Here is a 16,751-nt window from a genome sequence, read left to right as displayed (position 1 = left end):
AACCAGTTGGTTTAGCTTTGATTTTGAAAAAGTCATCATGCTAGACTCTTACAATATACTATTTCATTATTTAGTCTTCGTCAACAACTTCGTAATCAGCATCAACTACATCATCATCCTGTGGCTCTTCACCTTGCTGAGCTCCCTGATCCTGTGCCGTCTCATATAATTTTTGTGAAATGGCATGGAACTCATTTGTCAATTCCTCAGTTTTTGTTTTGATGTCATCGATGTCATCACCTTCAAGTGCCTTCTTCAAAGCTTCCAGTTTTTCTTCAACCTTGGATTTTTCATCAGCTTCAATTTTGCCTTCCAAATCCTTCAAGGTTTTTTCTGTCTGATAGACAATTGAGTCAGCGTTGTTTCTGACTTCAATCTTTTCTTTCTTTTGCTTGTCTTCCTCAGCAAATCTTTCTGCTTCCTTAACCTTATCCTTGATTTCTTCCTCACTCAGCTTTGTTGAGGCAGTAATTGTAATCTTTTGCTCTTTACCTGTTCCCAGGTCTTTTGCACTTACATTTACAATACCATTGGCATCAATATCAAAAGTAACTTCAATTTGTGGTACTCCCCTAGGAGCTGGTGGAATGCCTGTCAACTGGAATCTACCCAAAGTTACGTTATCATTTGCCATCTGACGTTCACCCTGCAGCACGTGTATATCAACTGAAGTCTGACTATCAGATGCAGTGGTAAATACTTGTGATTTCTTTGTAGGTATAGTTGTATTTCTTTCTATAAGCTTGGTTGTTACTCCACCAAGTGTCTCAATACCCAAGGAAAGTGGGGTAACATCCAATAGCAACAGATCCTTAACCTCTCCACTCAGTACTCCACCTTGAATTGCGGCTCCAAGAGCTACACTTTCGTCAGGATTAATGTCCTTTTGTGGATCTTTTCCAATAATTTTCTTTACAGCATCCTGAACAGCGGGAATTCTTGTTGAACCACCAACCAGCAATACCTTCTCTATATCAGATGCTCCCAATCCAGAATCCTTCAATGCTGCTTTTACAGGTTCAATTGTCATATCAACCAGCTCTGAAGTGAGCTCATCAAATTTCGCTCTTGTTATGTCCATATTAAGGTGCAAAGGTCCTGAAGCGGTTGCTGTAATAAACGGAAGATTTATGTTGGTTGATTTTGTAGTTGATAACTCTTTCTTTGCCTTCTCTGAAGCTTCTTTCAGTCTTTGAAGAGCCATCTTGTCTGATTTCAGATCAACGCCATTTTCCTTTTTAAACTGGTCTGCTATATAATCAATCAATTTATTGTCAAAGTCATCCCCACCTAAGTGATTATTACCTCTTGTGGCAAGAACTTCAAAAACTCCATCTCCAAGTTCAAGAATTGATACGTCAAATGTACCTCCGCCAAGGTCAAATACCATTATTTTGTGCTGACCTTCTTCCTTGTCAAGACCATAAGATAATGCAGCTGCAGTCGGCTCATTTATAATTCTTTTAACATTAAGTCCGGCAATTTTACCTGCATCCTTGGTAGCTTGTCTTTGACTGTCTGTAAAGTATGCAGGCACAGTAATGACTGCATCTGTAACTGTTTCTCCAAGGTAGCTCTCTGCATCCGCCTTGATCTTTTGAAGAATCATTGCTGATATTTCTTCAGGACTATATGCTTTTCCGTCAATATCTTCTTTGTGATCACTACCCATCTCTCTTTTAATTGACAGAACTGTTCTCTCAGTATTTGTTATAGCCTGTCTTTTTGCTGTTTCTCCTACGAGTCTTTCTCCATCCTTTGTAAAAGCCACTACTGATGGTGTTGTTCTGTTACCCTCAGCATTTGGGATTATAACAGCTTCTCCACCTTCCATGACGGCAACTGCTGAGTTTGTTGTTCCCAAGTCAATTCCAATTATTTTGCTCATTCTTTATTCCTCCTTAATTATTTTGCTACAACAACTATTGTAGGTCTGATTACTTTATCATTTAAAATATAACCCTTTTGCAGGACTTCTATTACAGTGCCAGGTTTTTCATCACTTTCGACAGAAGAAACTGCATGATGAAGATTAGGGTCAAAATCATTGCCAAGTGCTTCAATTTCATAAACTGAATTTTTTTCCAGTACTTCTACCAACTGCTTTTCAATCATTGAAATTCCCTTGTAAAAATTGTCTTCTTTATCTTCCTGTAATTTCATTGCACGCTCGAAATTATCAATCACTGGTAATAGATCAAGGATTATAGCTTCAATGCCATAAATTATTGATTGTTCCCTGTCCTTTTCAGTCCTTCTTTTAAAATTCTGGAAATCCGCCTGTAATCTGGCCAACTTATTGCTTAAATCCAAAATTTCATTTTCTTTTTCTTCAAGCATTGCTTTTGACTTAAAAATGGGATCCTCCTCCTCTTCCTCAAGAGGAATCTCGGTCTCAATGGTATCTTCTTCCTTTAAGTCCTTTTCGTCCTCCTTGAAACTGTTGTTCTCTTTTTCCATTACAATCACCTCTTAACGCTTCCATTAGAATTATTTATTATCTCGGAAATATTATCCGAAAAAATTCTCAGTGTTTTAATAAGTCGCAAGTAATCCATTCTCGTTGGACCAATTATTCCAATCTTTCCTACGGTTTCTCCCTCAAGTTTGTAGGTCGCAGTTATTATGCTGCAGTCCTTTAATGGTGCATAAATATTTTCCTGCCCAATACTGATGTTTATATCCCTGGATATTGAATCCATAAGCAGGATATTCATTAACTGATCCTTGTCTTCAATAAATGACATTATGGACTTTACCTTATCAATGTCTTTATACTCAGGAAAGTTTAGAAGCATTCCTATTCCATCAGCATAAAGATCAATATTGTCCATGCTTTCAACAGATTTGTTTATTATCGGCATAAGTCTTTCTACTTCATCCTTGTATTTATAGAATTCATTGAACATTCCCTTTAAGGAATCCTTATTCAACTGATTGAATGAAATATTCCTAAGTCTTTCATTTAGCATATTTGTTATGGCATTAAGCTGATTTTCAGGTATTGCCTGTTCAGTCTTGAAAACCGTATTCTTAACCAGTCCATTCTCATTTACCAATATCAATAAAATCTGATACTCGTCAATTGGCAATAACTGGACGTGTTTAATTCTCGTCTCCTTTATTTGAGGAGACAATGCCAGAGCTGTATAGCTTGTTATGTGGGAAAGAAGTCTGGCTGAATTTTGAATCAGCTGGTCCAATTCTTTGCTTTCCCTTTCAAGTGCATTTCTGATTTCCATTTTTTGTTTATTATTGATTGTTTCCTTATCCAACTTAATAAAGCTATCCACATAAAGGCGATAAGCCTTGTCAGAAGGAACTCTCCCGGATGAAGTATGGGTTTTGTTAAGGTAGCCCAGCTCCTCCAGGTCAGACATTTCATTTCTTATAGTAGCTGAACTGACTCCGAGATTAAATGATTTTGATATTGTTCTTGAACCAATTGGTTCTGCTGTAGTTATATAGCTGTCAATAATAGCATACAGTACTCTCATTTTTCTGTCATCCAACATAATATCACCTCTAAATTCTCCTGGATGATTGTTAGCACTCAACATTGCCGAGTGCTAATCCTATATATAAATTATCATCCTTACAGGTATTTGTCAATACTTTTTGCCTACTATGGAAGAAAATCTACCTCTACTAAATTGCTAAGATCCTTGCCCTTTTCTGTAAGAATTATTTTGTCGTCAATGATCTTCAACAATCCTGATTCAATGTGCTTTTCTATTATATTTTCGTACTTATGCATAAAAGATTGATTAAATCTAGTTTTGTAATCAATTAGTGATATTCCTTCATTAAGTCTAATTCGTAAAATCAGGTATTCTGATTCCCTCAGATCAGCAGTGACAATTTCCTCTCCTGAAATTGGAAGCAAATCCTCGTCAATCATCCTGAAATATTCATTGAATAACGATGTATTCCAATACCTTCGATTATCGATGGATGAATGGCTGGACAGACCAACACCAATATATGGATTCAGCATCCAGTATCCAAGATTGTGTCTACACTCAAAGCCTTTTTTAGCTAGATTGGATATCTCATACTGTCTATATCCATTCTGTTCCAGGATCTGGATCCCGGAGTGATACATCTGTCTCTCTTCATCTTCCGATGGCATAGTTACCAGACCTTTTTTATACCAATGATAGAGAAGAGTATCCTCCTCAAGAATCAATCCATACATTGAGATATGTTCAAGATTTAACTCTATGACTCTATCCAGTGTCTTATGAAAATCATCTACACTCTGGTGGGGCAAACCAAAAATCAAGTCGCCGTTGATATTGTCAAAACCTACTTTTCTTAATATATCTACAGTGGAATCTACCTGATGTTCATTATGAATTCTACCGATTAATCTTAAAGTATTGTCATTCATAGACTGGATTCCCATGCTAACTCTGTTAATGCCGGCTTTCTTATAGCCCATAGCCTTTTCATAGGTCAGTGTGCCAGGGTTGATTTCCATGGATATTTCAGCATCAGGATTGATTGCAAAGCTCTCTCTGATGCTCCTGAGAATGTTGCCTATGCTTTTTTCATCCAATATAGAAGGTGTGCCACCACCTATGAATATTGTACTTATCGTATGATTTCCATACTTTTCAGCCTGAATCAAAAGCTCCTTGATAAGATATTTTTCATATTTTTTTATAAGTTCCCTATTAGCGGGTACTGATGTAAAGTCACAGTAATGACATTTTTTTTCACAAAATGGTATATGGATATACAATCCGATCTGCTTCATATTTCCTCCCTGCTACTTTCAAAGAAAATAAAGGAAAAGTCCTTGTGACTTTTCCTTTTGCATTTATTTTTTTTCGTCATATTTCAAGACAGTAAGAAATGCTTCCTGAGGAACCTCTACTGAACCAATTTGCCTCATCTTCTTTTTACCTTCCTTCTGCTTTTCAAGCAATTTTCTCTTTCTTGATATATCTCCACCGTAACACTTGGCCAGAACATCCTTTCTCAAGGCCCTGATGGTCTCTCTGGCAATGACTTTGCTACCTATGCTAGCTTGTATAGGCACAGCAAACTGATGCCTTGGAATTACGTCTACAAGCCTCTCTGCTATAGATCTACCTCTTTCATATGCCTTATCCTCATGGACTATCAGTGAGAAGGCATCGACCAATTCAGCATTGATCAGTATGTCCATCTTAACCAATTCGCTTTGCTGATAACCTTTTAGTTCATAATCCAATGAAGCATATCCCCTTGTCTTTGATTTCAATGCATCAAAGAAGTCATAAATAACCTCATTCAATGGAAGATCATAATGTAGCACAACTCTGGTCTCCTCAAGATACTCCATATTTTTATATGACCCTCTCTTGTTTTGACACAACTCCATGATTGGGCCAACATATTCTGTCGGTGTCATAATGGATGCTGATACTACAGGTTCCTCCATATATGATATCTCCGCTGGAGCAGGAAGATTTGAAGGATTCTGTATCTCAATAACCTCTCCATTCGTCTTTGTTACTCGATATATTACACTTGGTGCCGTGGTTATTATATTTAGATCAAACTCTCTTTCCAGTCTCTCCTGAACAATCTCCATATGAAGTAATCCCAGGAATCCACATCTGAATCCAAATCCAAGAGCAACTGAGGTCTCAGGCTCAAATACAAGTGCTGCATCATTTACCTGCAACTTTTCCAGTGCATCTCTTACGGTATTGAAGTCTTCTCCTTCAGCAGGATATATTCCACAGTAAACCATTGGTATTACTTTCTTATAACCTGGCAGAGGCTTTGGTGTCGGATTATTTGGATCAGTTATGGTATCGCCAACTCTTGCTTCCTTAACGTTCTTGATGCTTGCAGTTAGATAGCCTACCTCTCCAGCACTCAAGCTGTCCATTGGTATGTGCTTTGATGTGTTTATTCCAACTTCAGTAACTTCAAAACTCTTACCTGTTGCCATCATCTTAACTATCATTCCTGCCTTGACCTGACCTTCAAAAACCCTTATGTAACAAGTCACTCCCTTGTAGCTATCATAATATGAATCAAATATCAAAGCCTTTAAAGGTGCTTTGGGATCTCCTATCGGCGCTGGAACCTTAGCCACTATGGCCTCAAGAACCTGTTCTACATTCAAGCCGTCTTTTGCTGATATCAGTGGAGCATCCCGGCTCTCAATACCGATAATGTCCTCAATCTCATCAATTATTTCCTCAGGTCTTGCACTTGGCAAATCAATTTTGTTTATTACAGGCAGTATTTCAAGGTCCTGATCAATTGCAAGGTACACATTTGCCAAGGTTTGAGCTTCCACTCCCTGTGTTGCATCTACTACAAGCACAGCACCTTCACAGGCTGCAAGTGAACGTGAAACTTCGTAGTTAAAGTCAACATGTCCCGGAGTGTCAATAAGATTAAACACATACTCCTCTCCATCGTTGGCTTTGTAGACAAGTCTCACAGCCTTTAGCTTTATGGTTATTCCCCTTTCCCTTTCAAGATCCATCTTATCAAGAACCTGTTCCTGCATCTCTCTTGATGTCAACATTCCTGTCATTTCAATCAATCTGTCAGCAAGGGTTGACTTGCCGTGGTCAATATGGGCTATTATGGAAAAATTTCTTATGTTTTCCTGTTTTACGCGCATGCTTTTCCTCCTAGTGTCTTATTTATAAATAACCTCCATTGCAGAGGTTACTCTATTCTACCGAATCTGTCATCAATCGGATAGTATCTGAATTCTGTAACTCCCTTCACTTTATCAAGAGAAATGGTACCAAAGTACCTACTGTCCTTACTTGCTCCTTCAGCGCGATTATCTCCCAATACAAAGACATCTCCTTCAGGCACAATCCAGATGTTTTCCTGATAAGTATGAGTATACTTATCACCTTCAAGATAGTTTTCATCAATGAGCTCTTCATTGACGTATACTCTTCCCTCCTCAATCTGAATCTTATCACCTGATATCCCAACTACCCTTTTAATATAATCTTTACCAGGGCTATCAGGTGCTTCAAGGACTATTACATCCCCTCGTTCAGGTCCATGAAAATACAATGGTACCTTTATCGCAAACAGTCTGTCCTTTTCGTGTAGAGTGGGATACATAGAGTTTCCCAGTACATAAGTGGTATTAAAAACAAAGGTTTTTATTATTAATGCTATGGCTATGGCAGCTAATATACTCTTAACCCACTCCATCGCTTCGCTTTTTCCTCTTTTACTATCACTATTTTCGCTCATTACTGCGCCTCCTAGATTCACTTGCAATTTTTATCTTAAAAACTCTTGATTTATGTCCAAGAATATTATACCATTAATAAGCCTTAAATCAATGGCAAGTATCATCCATTGCAATAATATATATTATACGGAAGTCATAAGTACCAGTACTTAGGGTGATTTTTCTCTTGCAATTTGATTTATGACATGGTACAATATCCTTTGTTAGATTAGAGGAGGTGAAATCGTGGCAAATATTAAATCAGCTGAAAAAAGAATTCTTGTAACCGCTAAACAAACTGCCTTGAATAAGAGTAAGAAAACTGAAATTAAGACATATATTAAGAAATTTGAGAGTGCTGTAGCCAACGAAAATTTCGATGAAGCGAGAGCATTGTTAAAGGTCATTGATAAGAAACTAAAGAGAGCAGCTCACAAAAATGTAGTTCATATGAATGCTGCAGCAAGAAAAGTTAGTCGTCTGACTAAGACACTTAATAAAGCAATGTAATTAAAACTTCGGCCAAACCGAAGTTTTTTTCTTTTTTGTATTTTTTTGGATTTACTTGCCTTTTGTCAATTTTATTATCAGTATTTCCATTTCCAGTCTTTGGTCTGATGACAAAGTCTTCAGATTTTTGTCTGTCTGAAGTATATCTTCCAATATTCCCCTTAATCTTTTCTGATTCATTTGATTCCCTTGAACAGCAATTTTGCCAAATTCATAAGGCTTTATTTTTAATTTCTCCTGTATTTCACCTGAGGCATATCCTTTTTCCTTATATACAACATAGCCCAACAAAAGCCTGAACTGCCTGCTTATCATATAAAGTATCCTTGGTATAGGTTCGTTCATTAGATATATATCGTTAAAAACCTCCATTGCTCTGTCGGAATCATTGCTTCCCACAGCTCCCAAAAAATCAAAAATATTTTTATCCAAGGGTTTAATCAAAACACTGTCCAAGGTAGTCCGATCAATTGTTTTTCCTGCAGTGTAATCAGACAACTTCTTGATTTCATTATCCAAATCATAGAGTGTTGTAGTGATATTTCGACTTGAATAGCTGCTTTGTTGAATAAAATAATTCATATCTGTATAGGACATTTCCTTTCCTCTTCCTGATAGTCTACTTCGCACCCAATCTGTTAAATCCTTGCCCTTGAGTTTATCAAATATAACTGCACTTCCGATTTTATTGAGATGTCTGTATAGTTTAGTGTTTTTCTTAATTTTTCCATTTCTGTCGTTTATTAAAAGCAATTGATGATCTCCAAGACTTTTAATGTAATTCAACAGATTGTCCGAATCCGTCTCCTTGTCAATCAAAGCCTCTGGGCTTCTTAATATTGTAACTCGCCTTTGTGACATAAACGGCAATGTCTCACAACTGGCCTTAAGGTCATCCAGTCCGGATGTTTTGCCCTCAATATTTGAGAGATTTATGGTCCTCTGGTCAGATGTCATAAATGCTTGGATTAGATTCTCAACTGCCAAGTCTAATAGATATGTTTCCTCACCAGTAAAAACGTAAACCGGGTTTATAATCCCTTTTTTAATTGAATCTATGAACTCATCGTATTTCATGTATATGTTCCTCCATTTTTTTATAATTGCTTACTAGTATATAGGCTAGTATATAATATATCATGGTCCAACTCAATGAAAGTGAGTTATCGTAAATAAACCCATTGAAATCTTCCTGATACATCGGTCCTTCGTAAGGTATTGCTATTATCTCGTCTTTTTCAAATAACACTCTTATCAACCCTGAGTTGTCAGTTCTATAAATCTTTGATCCATTGACCTCCAAGGTTTCAAGCACTGAATCATGGGGATGACCAAAGGAGTTGTTTCTTCCAACTGAAATGATACTGAATTGCGGAGATACTTTTGAAACGAAGCTAGCAGATGAAGATGTTTTACTACCATGGTGTGCCACCTTCAAAACATCTACACCATACTCTGATAATCCTGTTAGCTTTCTTTCTACCTCAGTTTCAATATCTCCTGTAAAAAGTGTAGTTTTACCAGCAGTATTAAACATGAGTACCAAAGAGTTATTGTTTTCATTTGTGAATGAGTAAGTTGAAATTTCAGGCCAAATGCATTCAATTTTGCTTCCATCACTAAATCCTATATTACTTCCTTGCATCATCCGAAATACGGGTATCGCTTTTTCTGTAATAACTGCATGCAACTCATCATCCAAGATTTCTCCATTTACATATAGAGCCTCAATCTCGATGTCATCCAAAATTGAAAATATTCCTTTGTAATGGTCTTCGTGATAATGACTGATAAAAACACCATCCAGATGTCTGATTCCGAGTTTTTTAAGGTAGGGTAAGGTAACTGATTTACCAGGATCGTAGCTGCCAAAAATTGCTCCGCCTGTATCTACAAGATAATTATTCCCATCTACTTTTATTAGTGAAGAATCCCCTTGCCCTACATCGATAAAATGAATTTCAGTCCTTGGATCTGTAAAAACTTCCATGATTCCTGTCATTGAAACTAATAACAAAAACACAAACACTACTTTCCTGATTCTGTTACTTACAAATATTATGTCTCTCCATCTTAAAACAACAAAAATCATCAATACATATATAATAACAGCATAAATCTCAGGTGATGATACAGATAATGGCCTGACAGGTATTTTGCTTAGCATATTAATAAGCAACCTCTGGGTCTCAAGCAGCAAGTCAAGTAACGGTGCTACTGAAGGAATCAGAATAACTACAAAACCCATAACCAGATTTACAGTTGCCAAAGGAATAACCAAGAAATTTGACAGTAAAGCCAACACGGGCAATTGATTGAAGTAGTAGCTCTGCAAGGGAAGAATCCCTAAGTTAACTCCAGCCACTGCGCCTATTGACCTGACCAAATTGCCTTTTGCCGGATATACCCTCTCCATAATCCAGGGTGTGATTGTAGCCAGGGATAATGTAGCGCCGTATGACAGTTGAAAGCCTAAGCTGAAAATCCAAATTGGATTTATCATAAGGCTTGCAATAAATGATACAGCCAGAGTGTTGATTGGGTCATATGGCCTATGTACCAATTTTGAGCCCATTAGCAGAGTTATCATTATGGAGGCCCGTAGAGCGGATTCAGGAAATCCTACCAGATAACTGAATGTCCAGATAAATACCAGTGTCATTGGGATTGAAATCTTTCTTTTTAGACCCGACATGGACATGATTAACAAGAGGAATCCTGATAAAATTCCAATATGTAGTCCGGAAATTGCTAAAATATGAGCTATACCCATGTCCTTGTATATCTCATACTCTTCATTCTGTATGGAATCCTTTTCTCCAGTGATCAATGCCTTCATAAAACCTGCATTCTCTGGTGATAATGAACTATCATAAACCATATCAATTCTCTGTCTAAATGAATTTTGGAGCTTATAGCCAAGAGCCTGGCTGTTTTGTATTATTTGTACTGTAGACTCATCTGCCTTGATTATATGTTTAATGTTTTTAGTCAACAGGTATTGCCTGTAATCAAACAACCTGGGATTAGTGTTAGGCCTAGGCTCAACCAGATCTCCTACTAAATAAACTGTCATCCCTGGTATTAATGGATCAGTCTCATAAAGATTGGTTCTTACCTTTTCCTTAATCACTTTTCCATTAATGCTATTTATTATAATATCATAGCTGCTGTAATCTTCTCTCTCATATGATTTATGAATCGTTCCAGTAAATCGGCTATCTTGCGATGAGTAATTTGATAGATTTGATTCCAGAGAAATATTTGTATAGAGTATCGCAAGGAGAAATATAATCAAAAGATGAATATGCTTAATTGTTTTTCCCTTTATTAAACACACCATCCAAAATAACACACTAACTGTTGCCAGAAAAAGAGCGCTTGATGATGAAATTTTAAAATAATAAGCTGTAAGAATTCCCAAGGCAAATAAGATCCCAGGAATTAAAGCAGGTCGCCTCATGTATTATCTCCTCAATGCTTTATATTTATGTTTTATTGGTATATAATTAGATTAATTATATCACAGAAAATGTTTATGACTCTTTAAATATTCAAAATTACAAATTTTAAGGCGGTGCTATTTATGACAAGAAAACTTTATTGGGAAAATCCCTATTTACACGAGACTGAATCTTCCATAACTAAAAAGGAAAGGAAAAATGGCAAGACTTACATAACGCTTGACAAGACTATATTCTATCCTGATATGTCTGGTGGACAACCTGGTGACATTGGATCCATCAATGATGAAATGGTAATTGAAACAGTGGAAGAAAACGGCAACCTGATTCATGCCCTGAAATCGGATATATCAGGTTCAAAGGTGCGACTCTCCATCGACTCAGCTCACAGATTCGATATGATGCAGCAGCACAGCGGTCAGCATCTCCTTTCGGGTGTTCTTTATACTCTTCTGGGTGGAGAAACCATAAGCTTTCATCTGGGAAAAGAGTATTCCTCAGTAGATGTAACTTTATCTGATATGTCAGATGAGGAGGCATCAAATGCAGAAGCCTTGTGCAACAAGATAATTCAATCTAACTTCCAATTGAAATCCTATTTTGTGGACCAGGAAAAAATCAAGTTGCTACCAGTTAGAAAGGCACCTTCAGTAGCACACAATATCAGAATGGTAGAAATCGACGGATTTGACTACTCTGCCTGTGGCGGAACCCATGTTAACCACACAGGTGAACTTGGTCTTCTGAAGATTACAAAATGGGAGCATTACAAGGGAAATCTAAGAATACAGTTTCTTGCTGGTCAGAGGGCATTTTTGGATTATAATTCAAAATTCAAGTCTGTCAGATCAATTGCAGGAATGCTATCCTCCTCAGATGATGGAATTGAGATTAAAGTGGAAAAACTCATTTCAGAAAAGTCTGACCTGGAGAAAGAGTCACGAAGTCGCAAGGATGAACTGATTACCATGAAAAGTTCCAGTCTTGTGAGTGAATCAGAAAAATTCGGAGATAACAGAATAATAAAAAGATTGTATGAACAGTATGATTTCAAGGAACTCAGTCAACTTGGCAGTCATATATCCAACAATTACCAAAGAGTTATTCAGATTTATGGCATTTCAAACGAAGGTCTTGGACAATTTATAATAAGCAAATCCAAAGATATCAATATGGACCTGGGTGAAATTTATAAACAGCTGTCATCTGAGTTTAGACTCAAAGGCGGAGGAAACCCAAATACAGTGCAAGGTTCTGTAACTACAGGAAATCTTAATTCTGTTCTCGACCGTTCAATGGAACTAATAGTCCAAATGCTTGAAACAGAAATCAAAGAATAAATGATTCGTGATATGGAAAAAAGCACCTTTAAAGGTGCTTTTCTTGATGGCGGGAGTATGTGAGAATCGAACTCACCCAGGACGCTCTTAACGCCCCGCGCTGGTGTTGAAGACCAGAGAGCCCACCAGGACTCCTCTACCCCCATGGCTACAAGAGCCATTATATAATAAAACTGTTAATAATACAATCCTAATTTTCTTTAAAATAGTAACCTACACCCCACTTGGTTAGAACGTACTCTGATGCCTTTGGATCTTTTTCAATTTTTTCTCTAATTCTTCGAATATGAACATCTACAGTTCTTAAATCACCATAATATGCATAACCCCATACTTTCTCCAGTAATTCTTCTCTTGTAAAAACTTTGCCTGGGTTTGAAGCTAAAACATACAACAGGTCAAACTCTTTGCCTGTTAATGAAATATTCTTATCATTCCTTGTAACTTTGCGTCCAACGGAATTAATTCTTAAATCCTTGATTTCAACCACATTGCTGTCATTGTCTGATACCTTGTGATTAATTCTTCTTAATACAGCCTTTATCCTCGCCTTTAATTCCAATATATTAAAAGGTTTAACCATATAATCGTCCGCACCATATTCCAATGCAAGAATTTTCTTTATATCCTCATTAACCGAAGTTATAAAAATAATTGGAACTGATGAAATGTTTCTTATATCCTGACATAGTGTAAGTCCATTTATGTCCGGCAACTCAGTTTCCATAAGAATCATATTGTACTCTTTCTTTGATATGTGGTCCAGGGTACTTGCTCCCTCGGAAAGTATGTCTATTCGATAGTCATCCTGCTCAAGGCTGTAGCGTAATCCCTTCACAAATGATCTATCGTTGTCTATTATCAGTATTCTACCGCTCATACCCTCACCTCAATGTCAATTTACCAGTATCCTCTTTTCGCCATCTCTTTTTGTAACTTTAATCTGATCGAAATACTCAAGCATACCTATTGCATTCTTTCTATTAGTATTTAGCAAATCCCTATACTCAGCGACAGAAATTCCTCCATTTTTTTCGATGAAGTTAACTAGTTCAATTCTCGCCTTATCAAGGTCTTCAGGCAATAGAAACAATTCATCGTTCAATTTCAAAATTTCCTGTCTGCCCAGCATATCCATTATTATTTCCTCTATCTCTTCACTTTTACCCAAATCAGACTTTAGTAAATCCTCTTTCTTGGGAGGCATGTATGCTTCCTTCTTAAAGATACCCAGTATTTCCTCTTTTATCTTCAACTGCTCCTTGGTATATACAGGCTTAAAGTCTTGAAGTGATATGAGATTCTTATCCTGTTTGAAATGTCCTCTGTCAATCAAGTCATCAATAATGCTTTCAGCAAGTTTAGGCTTTGCCTTCTGAAGGAATCTACTTCTCATCTCTTCCTTTGAAGCTCCAGTTCTTAATGGATACTTACTATGAAATACCTTCAGCACCTTATCCATTGATTCAACAAGATACTTGATATGATTTATGTGTATTGGATATATATCTTTGCTCAACTCATATATTGAAATCCTTCCCTGTTCCTTGAGATTTCTAATCTCATCAATAATACTCTCCTCAAGCATCGAAGTATCTCTAGCCAGCTCCTTGACTGAAAGGTAAAGTTTTGCCTTATCCAGAATGATATGTTCCACAATATCTCCAAAGTTTCCTTCATCCTTGATTCTTAGTTCTTCAATATCTTCATCATCAAATCTCTTTCTCTTTTCTGGATTGGGCTCGAGAATCTCACCTCCGCCTATTGTGAACATAGGTGAATAGAATCTAAGAATAAATCTATCCCCTCTTTTGGCAACGGTCTCTGACTCAAGTCTCAGCTGTGCATAAGCTTCATCACCGGGCTCCAGAACCTCCTTGTCCAATAGGACAATTCGACATAAGATTTCTTCAGTACCCAAATATAGTTTTAGGCGAGTTCGGTTATCAATACCTCTATCAAGGCTCTTTAATAGCTTTACTTTAACATCTATCATCATTGTGTTTGTCATGGCATTCAATGGAGCTACTATATTTCCTCTTTCTATTTCATCCTTCTTTACACCGGCAAGATTAATGGCCACCCTCTGACCTCCGAAAGCTTCTTTTGCATCCTGGTCATGGACCTGGATTGATCTTATCCTGGACTTGATCCTTGTTGGATATAATTCAACTTCATCACCAACAGAAAACTTTCCTGCCAATAGTGTTCCGGTAACAACTGTTCCGAATCCGGATATGGTAAAGACTCTATCAATTGGCAACCTTGGCATATCATTTATATTCCTGTCTTCCAGCTCCCCAGACATGTCCTGAATCACCTTTATGGCATCGTCAATTCCAGTCATTTTAGTAGATGATACCGGGATTATCTCGCTTCCTTCCAGAAAGGTTCCTGCCACTGCTTCCTGAACTTCTTCTTTAACAAGCTCAATCCATTCTTCTTCAACCATATCAGCCTTTGTTATTACTACAAACCCCTTCTTGACACCAGCCATATCAAGTATGGCAAGATGCTCAGCAGTTTGTGGCATAATCCCTTCATCAGCAGCAACTACAAGCATTACAATGTCAATGCCTACAACGCCTGCTAGCATATTCCTTATGAATTTTTCATGACCAGGCACATCAATGATTCCAGCTCTCTGACCGTTCGGAAGATCAAAATAGGTAAATCCAAGTTCGATGGATATTCCTCTATCTTTTTCCTCCTTTAGTCTGTCTGTTTCTCTACCAGTCAGTGCCTTGATAAGAGTTGTCTTTCCGTGGTCGATGTGACCTGCCGTACCAATAATCAAATGTTTCATCAGTCACACTCCTCTAGTCCATCCATAGCTGATATAACAGCTTTTGTTATAATGTCCATTTCAGAATCCTCAATGGTTCTTAAATCAAAATATATTTTATCTTTATATATTCTAGCTATTACAGGTATAGTATTAGTCCTTAACAGTTTTTCAAATTTTGCAGTACTCTTTTCACCAAGGTCAACCACAACACACTTTGTTGGCAGCTTTTCCATTGGCAAAGAGCCTCCTCCCACCTCGGAATAGTCGTCCTGTATCGATAAATTGACCATTTTATGAAAATCTTCCTGCTCCATCATTTTCAGCAGTTTATCAGCCTTATTTCGTAGAACTTCCATGGGATAAGTCAACATCCTTAAAGTTGGAATCCTGGAAACAACCATATCCTCATCAAGATAATACCTGAATGTAGCTTCAAGCGCTGAAATAGTGAATTTATCCACTCTAAATGCCCTTGTTAGTGGATTTTTCTTCATTTGATCAATATATTCTTTTTTACCCACAATTACCCCAGCCTGTGGACCACCCAACAACTTGTCTCCACTGAATGTTACCACATCGACTCCACTGTCTAAACTGTCTCTGACCGTAGGTTCATAGGTAATGCCATATTTTGATAGATCAATCAGTACACCACTTCCCAAATCCTCTATCAATGGTATACCATGTCCCTCTGAAATCTCCTTAAGTTCTGACGCTTCTACTGCAGATGTGAATCCCATTATCCTGTAATTAGAAGTATGGACCTTCATAATCGCTCCAGTATTTTCAGTTATTGCCGATTCATAATCTCTTTTGTGTGTTTTGTTTGTAGTACCTACCTCAACAAGAGTGGCTCCGCTTTGTTCCATAACATCTGGCACTCTGAAAGCCCCTCCGATTTCGATTAATTCTCCTCTAGATACTATTACTTCTTTTCCTTTGGCTATGGTGCTGAGAACCAATAAAACAGCTGCTGCATTATTATTAACTACCATTGCTGATTCTGCACCTGTGATTTCAGCAACCACTTCTTCCAGGTGAGAATAACGGGAACCTCTGCTTCCCTTATCCAAGTCGTATTCAAGATTTGAGTAACCTTTTGCAACATCTTTTAAATGATCCAGTATTTCAGGGTTGATAGGAGATCTCCCAAGATTTGTATGGATAACTACACCTGTTGCATTTACAACAGGCCTCAACTTATATGAATTCTTCTGCTTCGCATAACTCTCTATATCATTAGGCAGTCTCTCAATCATATCTTTAATATAATCGATGCTCTCGCCATTTTTTATTGCTCCTCTTACCTCTTCAGTTTTTTGACGTATTGAATCCACAATTATCTTACGTGGAATCTGCGTATCCATCTCTTTAACCAGCTCATTATCAAGAAGCTCATCCACTTTTGGTATCATTTTATATAAATTAATATC

Annotated in this window: 13 protein-coding genes and 1 tRNA gene; 2 read left to right on the top strand and 12 right to left on the bottom strand. The window is 37.3% G+C overall.

Going from position 1 to position 16,751, the window contains the following annotated elements; genetic code table 11:
• Window positions 1-70: 70 nt before the first annotated feature.
• From dnaK to lepB, 6 genes are all read right to left on the bottom strand, one after another.
• Window positions 71-1,888 (bottom strand): molecular chaperone DnaK, encoded by a 1,818-nt coding sequence (gene dnaK / locus ACOEN1_RS08080; RefSeq protein WP_422486309.1) that lies wholly within the window; start codon window positions 1,886-1,888, stop codon window positions 71-73.
• Between the two features lie 17 nt (window positions 1,889-1,905).
• A complete protein-coding gene (gene grpE / locus ACOEN1_RS08075; RefSeq protein WP_422486308.1) occupies window positions 1,906-2,460 on the bottom strand; it encodes a nucleotide exchange factor GrpE in 555 nt (184 codons plus the stop codon).
• 5 nt (window positions 2,461-2,465) lie between these two features.
• Entirely contained in the window at window positions 2,466-3,515 is a 1,050-nt protein-coding gene (gene hrcA / locus ACOEN1_RS08070; protein ID WP_422486306.1) for a heat-inducible transcriptional repressor HrcA, read from the bottom strand.
• Window positions 3,516-3,625: 110 nt separating this feature from the next.
• Window positions 3,626-4,762, bottom strand: a complete 1,137-nt coding sequence (gene hemW / locus ACOEN1_RS08065) for a radical SAM family heme chaperone HemW (RefSeq protein ID WP_422486304.1) — start codon at window positions 4,760-4,762, stop codon at window positions 3,626-3,628.
• A 63-nt stretch (window positions 4,763-4,825) separates the two neighbouring features.
• Window positions 4,826-6,637: a translation elongation factor 4 gene (gene lepA / locus ACOEN1_RS08060; protein WP_422486303.1), complete on the bottom strand. Its 1,812-nt coding sequence runs from the start codon at window positions 6,635-6,637 to the stop codon at window positions 4,826-4,828.
• A 47-nt stretch (window positions 6,638-6,684) separates the two neighbouring features.
• Complete coding sequence (gene lepB / locus ACOEN1_RS08055) at window positions 6,685-7,236, bottom strand: signal peptidase I (RefSeq protein WP_422486302.1); 552 nt, start codon at window positions 7,234-7,236, stop codon at window positions 6,685-6,687.
• 226 nt (window positions 7,237-7,462) lie between these two features.
• Here lepB and rpsT point away from each other — a divergent pair, with 226 nt between their 5' ends.
• A complete protein-coding gene (gene rpsT, locus ACOEN1_RS08050) occupies window positions 7,463-7,726 on the top strand; it encodes a 30S ribosomal protein S20 (protein WP_422486301.1) in 264 nt (87 codons plus the stop codon).
• A gap of 51 nt (window positions 7,727-7,777) precedes the next feature.
• Here rpsT and holA read toward each other — a convergent pair whose 3' ends face one another.
• Entirely contained in the window at window positions 7,778-8,803 is a 1,026-nt protein-coding gene (holA, locus tag ACOEN1_RS08045) for a DNA polymerase III subunit delta (RefSeq protein WP_422486300.1), read from the bottom strand.
• Window positions 8,790-11,189: a DNA internalization-related competence protein ComEC/Rec2 gene (locus ACOEN1_RS08040; protein WP_422486298.1), complete on the bottom strand. Its 2,400-nt coding sequence runs from the start codon at window positions 11,187-11,189 to the stop codon at window positions 8,790-8,792. The genes holA and ACOEN1_RS08040 overlap by 14 nt, the downstream gene beginning before the upstream one ends.
• A gap of 123 nt (window positions 11,190-11,312) precedes the next feature.
• Between ACOEN1_RS08040 and ACOEN1_RS08035 the strand changes: the two genes are divergently transcribed.
• A complete protein-coding gene (locus ACOEN1_RS08035; RefSeq protein ID WP_422486297.1) occupies window positions 11,313-12,530 on the top strand; it encodes an alanyl-tRNA editing protein in 1,218 nt (405 codons plus the stop codon).
• Between the two features lie 47 nt (window positions 12,531-12,577).
• Here the strand turns inward: ACOEN1_RS08035 and ACOEN1_RS08030 are convergent.
• The 4 genes from ACOEN1_RS08030 to selA form a co-directional block, all read right to left on the bottom strand.
• Window positions 12,578-12,674 (bottom strand) — tRNA-Sec (locus ACOEN1_RS08030).
• Between the two features lie 46 nt (window positions 12,675-12,720).
• On the bottom strand, window positions 12,721-13,410 hold the full coding sequence (locus ACOEN1_RS08025) for a winged helix-turn-helix domain-containing protein (protein ID WP_422486295.1): 690 nt from the start codon (window positions 13,408-13,410) through the stop codon (window positions 12,721-12,723).
• A 15-nt stretch (window positions 13,411-13,425) separates the two neighbouring features.
• Window positions 13,426-15,336, bottom strand: a complete 1,911-nt coding sequence (gene selB / locus ACOEN1_RS08020; protein WP_422486293.1) for a selenocysteine-specific translation elongation factor — start codon at window positions 15,334-15,336, stop codon at window positions 13,426-13,428.
• Window positions 15,336-16,733, bottom strand: coding sequence for an L-seryl-tRNA(Sec) selenium transferase (gene selA / locus ACOEN1_RS08015; protein WP_422486291.1), 1,398 nt, complete (start codon window positions 16,731-16,733; stop codon window positions 15,336-15,338). The genes selB and selA overlap by 1 nt, the downstream gene beginning before the upstream one ends.
• Between the last annotated feature and the right edge of the window lie 18 nt (window positions 16,734-16,751).

This window comes from Gudongella sp. DL1XJH-153, assembly GCF_049310905.1.
GTDB lineage: Bacteria > Bacillota > Clostridia > Tissierellales > Tissierellaceae > Gudongella.
Note: the sequence above shows the minus strand (reverse complement) of the source record. Positions and strands in the feature narration are given on the sequence as shown.

What these genes read in the sequence shown, in the direction of transcription:
- dnaK (WP_422486309.1), bottom strand. Translation starts at nt 1,888, where the DNA reads ATGAGCAAAATAATTGGAATTGACTTGGGAACAACAAACTCAGCAGTT.
- grpE (WP_422486308.1), bottom strand. Translation starts at nt 2,460, where the DNA reads ATGGAAAAAGAGAACAACAGTTTCAAGGAGGACGAAAAGGACTTAAAG.
- hrcA (WP_422486306.1), bottom strand. Translation starts at nt 3,515, where the DNA reads ATGTTGGATGACAGAAAAATGAGAGTACTGTATGCTATTATTGACAGC.
- hemW (WP_422486304.1), bottom strand. Translation starts at nt 4,762, where the DNA reads ATGAAGCAGATCGGATTGTATATCCATATACCATTTTGTGAAAAAAAA.
- lepA (WP_422486303.1), bottom strand. Translation starts at nt 6,637, where the DNA reads ATGCGCGTAAAACAGGAAAACATAAGAAATTTTTCCATAATAGCCCAT.
- lepB (WP_422486302.1), bottom strand. Translation starts at nt 7,236, where the DNA reads ATGAGCGAAAATAGTGATAGTAAAAGAGGAAAAAGCGAAGCGATGGAG.
- holA (WP_422486300.1), bottom strand. Translation starts at nt 8,803, where the DNA reads ATGAAATACGATGAGTTCATAGATTCAATTAAAAAAGGGATTATAAAC.
- ACOEN1_RS08040 (WP_422486298.1), bottom strand. Translation starts at nt 11,189, where the DNA reads ATGAGGCGACCTGCTTTAATTCCTGGGATCTTATTTGCCTTGGGAATT.
- ACOEN1_RS08035 (WP_422486297.1), top strand. Translation starts at nt 11,313, where the DNA reads ATGACAAGAAAACTTTATTGGGAAAATCCCTATTTACACGAGACTGAA.
- ACOEN1_RS08025 (WP_422486295.1), bottom strand. Translation starts at nt 13,410, where the DNA reads ATGAGCGGTAGAATACTGATAATAGACAACGATAGATCATTTGTGAAG.
- selB (WP_422486293.1), bottom strand. Translation starts at nt 15,336, where the DNA reads ATGAAACATTTGATTATTGGTACGGCAGGTCACATCGACCACGGAAAG.
- selA (WP_422486291.1), bottom strand. Translation starts at nt 16,733, where the DNA reads ATGATACCAAAAGTGGATGAGCTTCTTGATAATGAGCTGGTTAAAGAG.